10 protein-coding genes are annotated in these 14,038 nt (G+C 37.8%); 5 read left to right on the plus strand and 5 right to left on the minus strand.

Annotated elements, in window-relative coordinates:
* Positions 1–152 precede the first annotated feature (152 nt).
* From CGC58_RS04365 to CGC58_RS04385, 5 genes are all read right to left on the minus strand, one after another.
* Positions 153–458, minus strand: coding sequence for an HU family DNA-binding protein (locus CGC58_RS04365; protein ID WP_095895310.1), 306 nt, complete (start codon positions 456–458; stop codon positions 153–155).
* Positions 459–654: 196 nt separating this feature from the next.
* Positions 655–1,881, minus strand: a complete 1,227-nt coding sequence (locus CGC58_RS04370) for a 3-phosphoshikimate 1-carboxyvinyltransferase (protein ID WP_095895311.1) — start codon at positions 1,879–1,881, stop codon at positions 655–657.
* Positions 1,882–1,976: 95 nt separating this feature from the next.
* Positions 1,977–2,516 carry a DUF3575 domain-containing protein gene (locus tag CGC58_RS04375; RefSeq protein ID WP_111970134.1) on the minus strand — a complete coding sequence of 180 codons (540 nt, stop codon included), beginning with the start codon at positions 2,514–2,516 and terminating at the stop codon, positions 1,977–1,979.
* Positions 2,517–2,616: 100 nt separating this feature from the next.
* On the minus strand, positions 2,617–5,385 hold the full coding sequence (locus CGC58_RS04380) for an outer membrane beta-barrel protein (protein WP_095897113.1): 2,769 nt from the start codon (positions 5,383–5,385) through the stop codon (positions 2,617–2,619).
* Positions 5,386–5,526: 141 nt separating this feature from the next.
* The gene (locus CGC58_RS04385; protein WP_095895315.1) at positions 5,527–6,237 is read right to left on the minus strand and encodes a FadR/GntR family transcriptional regulator; all 711 of its coding nucleotides are present in this window, start codon (positions 6,235–6,237) and stop codon (positions 5,527–5,529) included.
* Positions 6,238–6,479: 242 nt separating this feature from the next.
* On the opposite strand from CGC58_RS04385, the gene CGC58_RS04390 reads away from it, so the two are divergent.
* The 5 genes from CGC58_RS04390 (at position 6,480) to CGC58_RS04415 (ending at position 14,009) form a co-directional block, all read left to right on the plus strand.
* Positions 6,480–7,640 (plus strand): AGE family epimerase/isomerase, encoded by a 1,161-nt coding sequence (locus tag CGC58_RS04390; protein ID WP_095895317.1) that lies wholly within the window; start codon positions 6,480–6,482, stop codon positions 7,638–7,640.
* Positions 7,641–7,905: 265 nt separating this feature from the next.
* Complete coding sequence (locus CGC58_RS04400) at positions 7,906–9,477, plus strand: sialidase family protein (RefSeq protein WP_095895319.1); 1,572 nt, start codon at positions 7,906–7,908, stop codon at positions 9,475–9,477.
* A gap of 143 nt (positions 9,478–9,620) precedes the next feature.
* On the plus strand, positions 9,621–11,777 hold the full coding sequence (locus CGC58_RS04405) for a hypothetical protein (protein WP_095895320.1): 2,157 nt from the start codon (positions 9,621–9,623) through the stop codon (positions 11,775–11,777).
* A gap of 40 nt (positions 11,778–11,817) precedes the next feature.
* Complete coding sequence (locus CGC58_RS04410; RefSeq protein ID WP_157909190.1) at positions 11,818–12,849, plus strand: hypothetical protein; 1,032 nt, start codon at positions 11,818–11,820, stop codon at positions 12,847–12,849.
* A gap of 11 nt (positions 12,850–12,860) precedes the next feature.
* A complete protein-coding gene (locus tag CGC58_RS04415) occupies positions 12,861–14,009 on the plus strand; it encodes a gliding motility-associated C-terminal domain-containing protein (protein ID WP_232748865.1) in 1,149 nt (382 codons plus the stop codon).
* Positions 14,010–14,038 lie beyond the last annotated feature (29 nt).

The raw sequence follows: 14,038 nt of genomic DNA on the forward strand, positions 1-14,038 counted from the left end.
TCAAAGAACATTCCTCAAAAAGAAGAAAAAAGTAGTTAAAAACTACTTTTTCTTCTTATGGCGATTAGCTCTCGCTCTTTTTTTACGTTTGTGATTTGCTACTTTATGTCTTTTTCTTTTTTTTCCGCTTGGCATAGCTTATCCTTTTTTAATTATTTCTTTTTGCTTGATTTTACTTTAACTTTAGTTTTTACTCCATCAACAAATACTTTTGCTGGTTTAAAAGCAGGTATGTTGTGTGCAGGAATTTTCAATGTTGTGTTTTTAGAGATATTTCTTCCTGTTTTCTCTGCTCTTGTTTTGATGATGAAGCTACCAAAACCTCTTAAATACACGTTGTTACCACTTTCCAAAGAAGCTTTTACTTCTTCCATAAAATTTTCTACTGTTGCTTGAACGTCATTTTTATCAAGACCTAACTTATCAGCGATCTTTGATACGATTTCTGCTTTTGTCATTTTATATATTTTTTATATTAATATTTTTAAATAAAATCGGAGTGCAAAGATACAAATTAATTATTTAAAAAACACAAGGTTAGCATTTTTTTTTCATTTAAACCCTCATTTTTAGCAGTTTTAAATAAACACACAATTTAAATTACTGATTTTAAGCGACTTAAAAATAAAGATTTAACATCAAAAATTACTTTCCTTAATGCTCTTTTTTCTGGATTACTACGCTTTCTACATCTTTCCAAAAATCAGGATAAGATTTTGAAACTACCTCAGAATCAGAAATTATTATATTTGTTTTGAGCATCAGTGGAGCAAAAGCCATTGCCATACGATGGTCATTGTAAGTTTCGATAGATACATTTTCATTAATTGTTCCTCCCGATTTTAGGAACAGAGCCTTATCAGAAACTTCTATACTTGCACCCAATTTCGCTAATTCGGATTTTAGAGCCTCCAAACGGTCAGTTTCCTTGATTTTCAACGTATGAAGCCCCGTAAGCTCGCAAGCTATTCCCAACCCGAAACAAGTTACGGCAATGGTTTGAGCTATATCGGGTGCATTCCGCAAATCGTACTTAAAAATCACATTTTCAACCGATTGAATTTTACGAAGTTCAATTTCATCATTCAAAAAAACGGTTTCCACACCAAAAAAAGCATAAATTTCAGACAAAATACTGTCGCCCTGCAAACTATTTTTCTTATAACTACTTAATTTTAAAGATGTTCCAATCTCCGACAAAGCTACAAAAGAATACCAATACGAAGCAGAACTCCAATCCGATTCTACAGTAATTTCTTTCTTATGGAGATTTTCCAGAGGTCGGACACTTATCGTATTTCCTTCAAAATCAGAACTTACGCCAATTTCAGAAAGTAAAGCCAATGTCATTTTAATGTAAGGAGCTGACGCCACCTCCCCTATTAAGTTAATTTTCAACCCTTTAGAAAGAGAAGAAGCAATCAACAACAAAGCCGAAATGTACTGGCTGCTTACATCGGCTGACATACACACCTCGCTGACCTTCAATTCCCCTCCTTTTATATATAATGGTGGACAACCTTCATTTTCCAAATACGAAATCTCTGCTCCCAAATCTCGAAGAGCTTTCACCAAAATGTGAATCGGGCGTTGTTTCATTCGAGCCGAACCTGTCAAAACCACCTCTTTCCCCTTTTGAGAGGCAAAAAAAGCAGTCAAAAAACGCATCGCAGTTCCCGCGTGGTGAATGTCAATTTCGCCGGATTGTTTCTGAAGTGCTTTTTTCATTACTTCGGAATCGTCTGAATCGGAAGCATTTTTTATAACAAGCTCAGGATAAATAGCTTGCAACAACAACAAACGATTTGTTTCCGATTTTGAACCCGAAATTTCAATTTTCTTTCCGGAAATTAATTCAGATTTTTGCAGTTTTCTGTCCATAATTTGCTTGAATTCATCACAAAAATAAAAAATACCTGAAAAACAACAAAATATATTATTGTTCTTCAGGCAATTTATAAAATTTATATTTCAAATTAAAATCGATAACCAATAGCCAAAGCTCCCCGACCTATGAAAGGAGTATAATCGTCAGAAGCTGAGCGAGGAATACGTCCCATTCCGGAACTCAACTCAAAAGTAAATCGATTTCTTATCCATTTCACACCGAGGCTTAAACCGAAGGCTATGTTTGTTTCTGTCTGTCTTCTTGAGCGGTATGCTCTCGGATGGTCATCTACAAAGTAATCCCTATTAAGAAACGTCGTAAAGACCTCCCCAAAGAAGCCCGACACGGGTTTCTTACCGAAATAATATCTTCCGAAGGCAGTTACATTGTAATTCATTCCTGAGTCTAAATCGGAATCTTTGTATGTAAAAATTAAAGAAGAACCTCCTATTGAACAGTCATAATTCAAAGCACGTTCGTATGAAAATTCCACTCCTTCAAAAAGTAAGAAAAGAGCATTCAACTTAAGTTCATTCCTTTTAAATTCCGGACTTAATTTAGCCGAAGTTTCCTGCGAATACATCGCTAAGGAAGAAATCAGTAGCAGAAAAATAAAACATCTTTTCATAAATAAAGTTTCTGTTAAAATTATCAGTGCAAAAGTATCAAATTAAAAACAAAAACAAAATTATTTATATTCTTTTTAAATAACAATTAATATTGTGATACTACCTAAGAACTCGTATGCTGCTTCGTCGTCTGCTTTGGTCGCCTTTACCACCTACTTTATTGAATTTGTACGAGAAACTAAGCATAAAATACTGTTTTAACATCAATTTTTGCGAATCTTGTACGTAATCTTGCGTGATGGTTCGCCAAGCATCTACGGTTTGGTTCAGCAAGTCGAAAGCTTTGAATTGTAAGGTAGCTTTCTCCCCTAAAAACTTGTATCCCAAGCTCATATTCCAATAAAGGTACGATTTTCTAAAACCTTCGCCCATATACGGCAGGTAGGAAAACTCAATATCACTTCCAAAAATCACATTTTTAGGTACATAAGTCGTTATCTTGAAAGAAGCGCTTTGTCTTGAATAATCCTGATTTTTAAATACATCCAAATCATACGTCGCTTTGGTAAATGAAGGCGAGTAGCTCAAATTCAAATCTACTTTTTCATCGTAATTGTATTCCAAACTTACCGATGGCGTTAAACTGTAATTAGTTATAGCATAACGTGTTCCGTTACTAAAAAGGTTATTTTTGTTGATATTTCCCCAACTACCTAACCGATAGCCGATTTTATTTTTCTCTACCTTGTACGACTTGTTAAAATTGATTCCTCCATATATCGAAAAATCGCCATCAATGTTGGTATAGGTAGTTTTTCGGGTTAAATCATCATTGGTTAGCGTTACAGAAGTGATTTTATCTTTTTGAAAATCAGCACTAAAATTAGCAAACCATCCGCTACGTGTTTCCCAATTATAATTGCTGTAATAGAGCTGGTATTGATGTGAAAAAGTAGGTTTCAAATCCGGATTTCCGACAAACGTATGAAGCGGATTATTCACGTTTTCAATAGGTTGCAACTGATTTACACTCGGCACACGCGTGCTGGTATCGTAATTAAAATTGATACTTGCACCTTTTTTAACTTCATAATTCACCCGAAATCGGAAATCCGGGTTTTGGAATGTTTTATCCAGCTCCAAATTTCGCAAATAGTCGTGATTTTCAAGTCTGTTGTAAACCATTCCCACTTCGCCACTTATACGAATTTTTCCGCTTCGCCATTCCACTCCCAATTGAGGTTTGTGTCGTGTGTTTTCCGTCAGAAAATCAGAACTTAATACCGTATTAAAATTGATGTAATTTCCGTAAGCATCAGCATCATAAGTATTTACATTGTTTTTTGTATCGGATTTTGAAAAATCATATCCTGCTCGCAACAGAAAATCTTTAAAAATCGGATAACGAACCTTCGCCGAAAGATTATAGCTATCATTTTGGTTGTCAGTATTTTGATGTTGGTCACGAATTTGCGTAAACGGATGAATTCCGAAAATTTCGCGTGTGTTGTACAATTCTTGCTCCCGTTCCGAACGACTGTTATTGTTTCCTACTGAAATTCCCCACGAACCTCTCGTGCCTTTAAAACGCCGATTAAAAGAAACTCTATTTTCAAAATTCACATTATGGTTGTGCGAATTACTTTTGGAAAGACTCTGATTTACAGGATTTCTGTTGCTGTCGTACGACGCTTCTTCGCTTTTGTTGTCGCTGTTGCTTCTGCTTACGGAAATTCGCGGACGCACGGAAATTTGTGTCAATGAATCAATTTTGTACTCCAATTCCCCTCGGAAATTGTGCGTGTCTCCCCACGAATTGCCCCACTGTTCGTTGCGTGAAAAATAATGGCGGTCGGGTAACGTGGTTTCACGGTCGTTTCGCGAGTAAGTTTCGCCATCATTGCGGGTGTAAAAATAATTGCCATCAACTTCCAAATCTTTTCCGTACTCATCTACATAACTGATTCCTGCCACGTGCGATTTGTTGAAACCGTCGCTTCCGCCGAAATTCATTCCGTTCGCAGATATGCTACTTCCCGAAACAGAAAAAGTTTCCACACTGCCCATCATCCCGAAAATTTCATCAAATTCAAAACCTAAAGTATTGATATTATTGGAACTACCAAGCACCGAAACCCGAGTTTTATCTTTAAAATAATTCCCGAAACCATTGATTTCGTAACGGTCTTTACTGCCATAACCTACTGTTGCCCGCCCGAAATAGCCTTTGTTTTTGTCCTCTTTCAGTACGATGTTTATCGATTTGTTATTCGGGTCGCCTTCTTCTTTGGTGAATTTCTGTTCCTTAGTTTTGGTGTCGCTCACCTGAATTTTCTTAACGATTTCTTTGGTGAGATTCTTTGTAGCGATTTTGGGGTCATCAAAAAAAGGCTTTCCGTTAACCAAAATTTCATTTACGGGAGTTCCGTTTACAGTGATTTTCCCTTTGGAATCGACCTCTACTCCCGGCAGGTTTTTGAGTAATTCTTCCACCGTGGCATCGGGACGAAGTTTGAAAGCATCGGCATTAAATTCAAGCGTATCTTTTTTTACTGTGATGGGAATAGCCTCGGAAAGCACTGTAACTCCTTCTAATTCTTCGGCTTGTGTTTCCATTTGAATAAGACCCAAATCAAGCGCGCCTTTCGGGGTGGTAATGCGTTTTTTATAAGGAGCATTCCCGACGTGGGTAATGAACAAATCCAGCTCTTGTTCTTGGCTTTTACCTTTTAGGTTGAAAATACCTTTGGCATCGGAAATGGTGTAATTCACTAAAGTAGAATCTTTTACCGATTTTAAAAACACGGTAGAAGCCTCAAGTGGCTTTTGAGTAGATTTGTCGTAAACCTTTCCTGTAATAGTAAATTGCTGAGAAAATGCAGAAAAACTCATCAACAGCAACAATAGCAATGCGTAATTCTTATTCATTTTGGTTGTTTTAACTTGAAGTTCAGGGCAAATATAATTCATTTTTATTAACTCCAAAGCATATTTATTGGAAGAAAAACAAAAAAAGTGAAATTTTAAGCAAATTTCACCCATCCTCATCCATATATCTTTAATAAAATGCTAAATCACTCTTCGTGTGCTCATTCTTTCAAAATGAGGATTTAAGTGCATACGCATCGCTTCTCTGAACGATTGTGGAGTGCCATTTTTAAGTTCTTCTACCAAATCTATGTGTGTTATCAAATTATTTTCCTTATTCAGATTACAAATTTCCTTCTCTTGCAAATCGTGAACATACTGAAAAACAGGAAGTAACAATTCCTGAAAACGTAATAATGTTTGATTACTCGCCATTTTGTAAAGCGTACTGTGGAAGGCAAATTCATCTTGCAACGAAAAATAATTATCAATATACTCGTAATTAGCACGTTTTGCCAGTGCTTCCAGCTCCTGAACCTGCTCTTCCGTCTTTCGAGCAAAAACAAAATCCACCATACCGATTTCAAACATCAAACGAAATTCAAACAAATCCTGCAACGTACTTTCGTCCAGCATTTTAGACTCAATCGTCCTTTGAATATTGAAAATCAAATCAGGCTCTTTCAAAACCATTCCCCGATGTTTTTTTGACTCAACAAGCCCCATAGTACGCATTCGCAACAAGGCTTCGCGAACAGCAGTTCGGCTTACCCCGAGCCATTCGGCGAGTTCCATTTCCTTAGGCAGAGAATCGCCCGGCTTCAAGTTATTTTCCCTAATATACTCAGTAATACGTTGTTCGATTCGGTCAACTAATGTTATACTTTCAAGTGGTTGGAGTTTCATATTCATAATTAAAAAAAACAAAAAATAAGAAATTCTTCTGATAATTCAAAAATTCAAACATTAAAAATTAAATAATTATCAAAAAAAAATTCTTACCTTTGCCTTGTTTGAAAAGTGATTTTTATTTTACGTTAAAACGACAAGGCTAAATTAATATTTTCTGTTTAATGAACAAAATTTTTTAACAAAAACAGAATAAAAATCTCTTTTTATCCATTTTTTAGAAAATAGAAACTTTTTATTAGCATATGAAATACAGCGAACTTTATAAAAAAACATTATTGGAAGATGTGGTTCCTTTCTGGGAAAAACACTCATTGGACAAGGAATTCGGAGGATATTTCACCTGTCTTGACCGTGAAGGAAAGGTTTTTGATACGGATAAGTTCATCTGGCTGCAAGGACGACAAGCGTGGACTTTCGCGATGCTTTACAATCAGGTGGAGAAAAACCAAAAATGGCTTGAAATTTCAAAATCGGGAGTTGAATTTCTGAAAAATCACGCAATGGACGCCGACGGAAATTTTTACTTTGCCCTTACTCGTGACGGCAAACCTTTGGTGCAACCTTACAATATTTTCTCGGATTGTTTCGCTGCAATGGCGTTCAGCCAATACGCGAAGGCTTCGGGTGACGAAACTTATAAAAAACTGGCAGTCAGTACTTATCACAATATCTTAAAAAAACAAAACAACCCGAAAGGAAAGTACGAAAAAACTACTGACGTTCGTCCTCTGAAAGGATTTTCGCTCCCGATGATTCTGTCGAATTTGGTACTGGAACTGGAAAGCGTTCTTTCGGAAGAAGAAATCAACAAAACGATAGATTTCAGCATCAATGAAGTAATGAATGTATTTTTAGATGCTGAAACGGGTATCATTTTTGAAAACGTTCGCCCTGACGGAAGCAAAGAAGACAGTTTCAACGGACGATTGCTTAACCCTGGTCACGGCATCGAAGCAATGTGGTTTATGATTGATATTGCCGTGCGTCGTGGCGACAAATCGCTTATCGAAAAAGCTACACAAACCATTCTTAATATATTGAATTACAGTTGGGACGAGGAACACGGAGGTATTTTGTATTTTATGGATGCCAAAGGAAATCCGCCTCAGCAATTGGAATGGGACCAAAAACTTTGGTGGGTGCATTTGGAAACTTTGGTAGCACTTTCAAAGGCTTATTTGCACACCCAAAATGCCGAAATCTGGGCGTGGTATGAAAAGGTACACGCGTACGCTTGGTCGCATTTTTCTGACCCTAAGCACGGCGAATGGTTCGGTTATTTGAATCGGGAAGGCAAACCGCTACTCACGCTTAAAGGCGGAAAATGGAAAGGCTGTTTCCATGTGCCAAGAGCGATGTTCCAATGCTGGAAAACCTTTGAACAGATTGAAAAACAATATTGAGTTCAGTACTTAACACATATTTTTATGATTTAAGTATTGATTTTCAGTGTTTTTTGCACTTTTATTGGCATTGGAGACGAAGCGTTAAGAAAATCAATGAATGGAACGCAGAAAATATCCGCTGTTCGAAGCGACCGTAGGGAGCAAGTTCGGAGATTTTCAGTGGAATAAATTGATTTTTAGCAAAGTATCCACAGACTTGAATTTTTGGTACTTTTGTTTCAAGACAAAAGTACAAATATGAAAACAAATAAAAACTATCATAATGAATCGAATTTTTTATCTTTTATTCGCTTTTGTTCTTTTGTCGGCTTGCGGAAGCCAAAAAAACGTAATCGGCGGAGGCGAATTTACACAACCCGAAATGCCTTTAACAACAGGCAAAGACAATTTGCTGACTTCGTTTAAGTTAGCCACCAAAAATCTAAACTCCATCACAGAAGTAAAAGTTTTGCTTAAATCAGAATTAAAATCTTTCGACTTAAGTGAAATATCCGTCTATTTAAGTGATAAAGAAAACTTTAAAGAAGCAGAATTGTTTGCATCTACAAACGTAATCAAATCGGAATCCCTTCTGAAAGGCAGTTATTTACCTAAAATGAAAGATATTTACGTTTGGATAACAGCAAAAACCACGGAAAATCCGAATCTTCTGAATAAAATAAAGGTTTTTCAGATTGAATTTTTATCAAACGGCTCACGATATGTGTATGTAAATCCGAAAAGTCCTTCACAACGCTTCGGGATTACGCTCCGAAGTAAAAAACAAGATGGCATTGAGTGCTATCGTATTCCTGGACTGGCAACGACCAACAAAGGTACGCTCATCGCCGTGTATGACAATCGTTATAACAATTGTAAAGACTTGCAGGAAGACGTAAACGTAGGAATGAGCCGCAGCACCGATGGCGGACAAACGTGGGAACCGATGAAGGAAATTATGGATTTGGGCGAATGGGGCGGATTGTCAAATCAGCTTAACGGAATTGGCGACCCTGCCGTATTGGTCGATAAAACCACAGGCACCATTTGGGTAGCGGCACTTTGGCTACACGGGCACGACAAAGACAAAATGGCGTGGTGGGCTTCTCGTCCCGGAATGACGCCTCACGAAACTGGTCAGCTGATGCTCGTAAAAAGTGAAGACGATGGCGTTACGTGGAGCGACCCCATCAGCATCACTCCGCAAACCAAAGACCCGAAATGGTATCTTTTCTTTAATGGTCCCGGTAGCGGAATTACTCTTAAAGACGGAAAAATAATGTTCGCCGCACAATACAAAGACGAAAACCAAGTTCCGCATTCTACCTTAATATACAGTGAAGACCACGGAAAAACGTGGCACTGCGGAACGGGAGCAAAATCGCACACCACAGAGGCTCAAGTAGTTCAGCTCTCTGACGGAAGTATTATGCTCAATATGCGTGACGACCGCAATCGTCAGAATTACACGCTCTCCGATGAATTTCACGGACGTTCGGTTGCCATCACTCGCGATTTTGGAAAAACTTGGGTGGAACACAGCACTTCACGCATCGCACTTACCGAACCGAATTGTATGGCAAGTATCATTTCGTTTGATAAAAACGGTAAAAAATATCTGTTTTTTTCCAACCCAGCAGACGCCAAAAGCCGTGTGAATATGACCATCAAAGCCAGCGATGATGAGGGAAACACGTGGAATAAGCTACCTCAAATCAAGCTGTACGCTAACGGAGGCTTTGGATATTCGTGTATGTCATTAATCGAAGATAAATACATCGGGATTTTGTACGAAGGTGCAGGCGATTTGCTTTTCCAGAAGATACCGATTGCGGAGTTAATCCCTATGAAGTAATTTTAAGCTAAACCTTTTAAAAAATGTTCTTCGTATGAAGTAGTACGAAGAACATTTTTTCTTTTCTCCACTATTTGTATTTTGTCATTTTATTTTTTTGACTTACCTTTGCCCCTGATTGTGTATTGTACTGCAATCCAAAAATGGCTAACTCAACCAAAATAACTACATACCTACTTTGTATATTCTTCCTTTTGGGAGCGGACTTTTTGTATGCACAGTGTAACAGCAATGTACCTCAGGTAGGGGGAACAGTTACATTTGTTTGGGACACCTCTAATGGACTACCCTCTCCCGTTACTATTAGTGGGGTAAAGCGGCACTATGAAAATTACATTTTGGTTAATGTGATAGGAGGCATCACTTACAGTGTTAATAGCCCGCATATAAGAGTCTGCTTTAATCAACAATTACTGAATCTTAGTGGGAATAACTTCACACCCAATCAATCGGGACAAGTACGTATTTATTATGATGGATGGTTTAATAATACAACATTAACCATTTCAGTTGTAAGCGGACAAAATACCGCTGACTCCCAAGATGTTCCACCTGCCATAAACAACAAATGGCGTACGCATTTTTATAAGGGTACAGATAATACCAACGCACCTCCTTCCTCTTATAAATATTTGGGGTACTTTGATTTGCCTGAGTCCTTTAATATTAAAAAAAGTTCTGGAACGTTTGAAATTTATTCACAAGAGAGTACCGATGTTAGAATGTTTGCCAGTCCCGATTTTTTTTTGACTCGGGCTTTGATGCGTTCAACCCGCAAGGGATTGTATTATGTGAATTTAGGAGCCGATGATGGAACAAGACTAAAAATAGACAATACATTAGTTTATGATAATTGGAATAATATATCACAACCTAAATGGAATCCCGTAAACAATCAGATTATTAACCTTTCGGGCAATAGCCTAATGTTTTACGAATTTTATAACGGAGGTTTGCCTCTTTGGTATTTGTTTGAAACCAGCGATTCTGACAAAATCATCGAAAACACCATTTCGGGAGAACAAACCCTTTGTGCGGGGGGAAGTAACGGAACGCCTGTAACGGGAGATGATTTCAACCGAAGAAACCAGTACGGTTTTACCCCAACCTTTGCCTTCCAGTGGTATTACACAACCAGCATCGGTGGAGTACCTACCGACATCAATGGAGCAACACAAAAAGATTTTACCCCTAATCCCCAAACTGCCCCCTTTAACCAAACAGGTACATATTATTTATATCGACGGGCTTCAGTTACTTTCAAAAACATAGGAATGTCCCAACAAACGGAAAGTGTTACCTCCAATCCTATAAAGATAATCGTACGAAACCAACCAACAGCCAAAACAAAACCCAGTAAAAAATCATTTTGCCAAGACGAAAATAACGCTAAAATTACGATAACGGTAAATAATGGTAGCGGTGGGCAACCACCTTTTACTTTAAATTATACAATTGATGGCGTTACGCAACAATATCAAAGTAATAGTAATATTTTTGAAATTCCCATCAACACTAACCAAGCGGGGGAATTCCATTACCAATACGTATCCATTACTGACGGCAACGGCTGTACTAACCAACTGAACCAGTCCGATATTATCACCATAAAACCGCTACCCACTGCCGTATTTTCAGGACAGGACACTACCTTGTGCTTAAACACTCCAGCAGCACAAATTCCGTGGGTTACCTTTACGGGGGAACTTCCCTTTACCGTAAAAATAAAAGCTGCCAAAACAGGAAATCCTCCCATAGAAATTGACGAAACATTGGCAGAAAATGAAAATAGTTTAACCATAAACCATCCCCCCAACGATGAAGGCGAGTTTACTTACGAACTCTTATGGGTTAGTGATAAAAACGGTTGTAAAACATTTTTTACCAACCAAAAGGTAGTGGTTAATGTGGTAAAACCCTCTATAACCCTCACAACGCCCGAAAACATTACGTGGTGTTTGCCCGAAATCGTTTCAGCGGTTTACGATGAGGGTAGCGGACATACAAATGTATCAGAAAATAGTTACGTGTTGCCCTCAGGGGACACAACGCTCGACGTAACCATAAACCCCGTACCTTGTTGCCCAAACCCCGTTTTGAAATGGACTATCAATAACAATTTGAGCAACGTACGAACGGGGCAACCCTCTACTCACACGGGTATTTCTTTTGAAAACGATACTTCCACCGACAAAACGTATAATATTACCTATTGGCTGGAATGTAACGGACAAAAATACAACTACGTAACCCGAGAAGTACGGATTATTCCCCGACCGCAAATCAATTTTAGTAACTAATTATAAAAACATATATTGAACATTTTTTAATTTTTTATTTATGAGAAAGTTAATCTTAAGTATGGCTTTAGCCATTGTATCAACAGGTGCTTATGCACAAGCACAAGATAGAGCTACAAAGGGAACAGCTCCTACACAAAACGTCAATTGTGTTGATAATGCTCAAAATCCTATAGTAGGAAAAAAATACACATATACAGTTGATGGACCGGAAGGAAAATATCACTTCTTTGCTACAAATAATACTACTTTCATCAACGATGGAAACTTATTGACCACAGGAGCATACACAGAGGGTGGCGGACAAATAAAAGTGACTACAGGAAGTTACAATGATGCTAACTCAGAAAGCAAAAGTATTGAGCTCGCGTGGACAAATGTTGCAGGAACATCTTACTTAGTAGTTAACCACACCCCTAAGGCGAATTGTACAACAGCAAACAACCTAAAGGTTCTGAAAATTCAACCTAAAAACGCTTTTTTTATTGAATTACGTAATATGAATAATGGTAAACAAACCCAAGCATCAAGTGCGTTAAGTAATGTAGAGGTTTGTTTAGGAACAATAAAATCTGCTGAAATTGAGGGCGATCAAGTAGCATATAACTATGGTGAACAATCCTTATTTTATGAATTAACTGCTGTAAATTACGACAAGTCTTTCGTGCCTCAAATAAAACTAGAAGGGCTTAAGACAGGTCAAACTGCCACCCTAAAGTGGGGATACAATAGAGACAATATAAGTCAAGTACTAAAGACCATAAATGTAGCTGACATAAATCAGCCAATTGATTTCCCTGAAATTGTAGCAGATGAACTAATTGATCCTTCTGAAGGTGTTTCTATTTACCTAGAGTTAGTTATCAACAATGGTAAAGAAGAAGGTCTTGTTGACCAACCTATAACCTTACTTGCAGATGCCACAACAGGGATTAATAAGAACATTAAAGATGTTAAAGTAACTGATTGCTCTGAGGAAAATGATTTTGCCGACAAAGCTATCCAAACTTTAAAAGCGAGAGCAACTGTTACAGCTGGTACAGGTTTGCAATTTATTTCTCCAAAACCATAAAAAAATAAACTGTGTATAAATTTCTCAAACATATCTTATTTAGCGTTTGCTTTATGGCGAGCGTGGTTGCGTTTTCACAAACTTCCAAAGTTGGTGAGGCTATCACGCTTTCCGTATTGCCTAAGGCAGGTGATAGATATGTTTGGGAACTATATGATTCCGCAGTAGATTTTGCCAAAACCTCAGGTAATTGTCCGCCCTCAAAAGCTCGTTTTGTAGGCACGAGCAACAGCTCACAAGTGCAAGTACAGTGGCTTGAAGCAGGCACTTATTATTACAAAGTAAGTGTAAGCAATGGCTGTTCTACCAATAGCAAGGTGGGAATGATTACCGTAACCGGTGAAATTACGCCTCCTAAAATACATATCACGTATGATTGCCACAAAGGCACTGCTACATTGCAAGCCTCCGATTTTAGTGGTTCACTACTGTGGAGCACAGGCGAAACTGCTGCCACAATTATGGTTGATACTCAGAACATTCCTGAAGGAAATGCTGTGCCGTATTGGGTACAACAAACCGTTGGCGGAGTACAAAGCTCACGTACTGAGGTAACTATTGAGCGAAACACCAAGCCCAACACACCAAATACTTCGGCTTTCCCTACACGAATTTATATTGGAGAGTCAGTAAGTTTGGCAAGCGTTTCTTGCGGTACTGACAAAGTACAATGGTTCGCCGATGTAGCACTTACACAAGAAATCACAACTTCTGAAATAAATCCTACCGAAAATACAACCTATTACGTAGTTTGTAAAACTTCTAACGGATGTCAAAGTGAAGCAGTAAGCCTTCTTCTTGAAGTAGTAGCTAAGGATTCCTGTGCAACTTTGTTTGAAAATATGTTCATACCGAATGGATTCTCTCCAAACAACGATGGCGTTAATGACACGTGGGAAGTTGAAGACCTCAAAAAATACTACATAAATTGTAACCAGAAAAATACCGTCCGTATCTTTAACCGTTGGGGAGCAAAAGTGTATGAAAAAGAAAATTATATGTTGGATGATCAACGTTTTCAAGGATTTTCTCAACACGAAAGAACCGTAAGCAAAAAACCATTACCTAACGGCACTTATTTCTTTATCATTACCTTTGAAGACGGAAAACAAAAATCAGGATATCTCTATATGAGAAAAGATACTGAATTTGACCTATAATCAATCTTTTTTCCAAAGTTTTTGTATTT

Source organism: Capnocytophaga stomatis, assembly GCF_002302635.1.
GTDB lineage: Bacteria > Bacteroidota > Bacteroidia > Flavobacteriales > Flavobacteriaceae > Capnocytophaga > Capnocytophaga stomatis.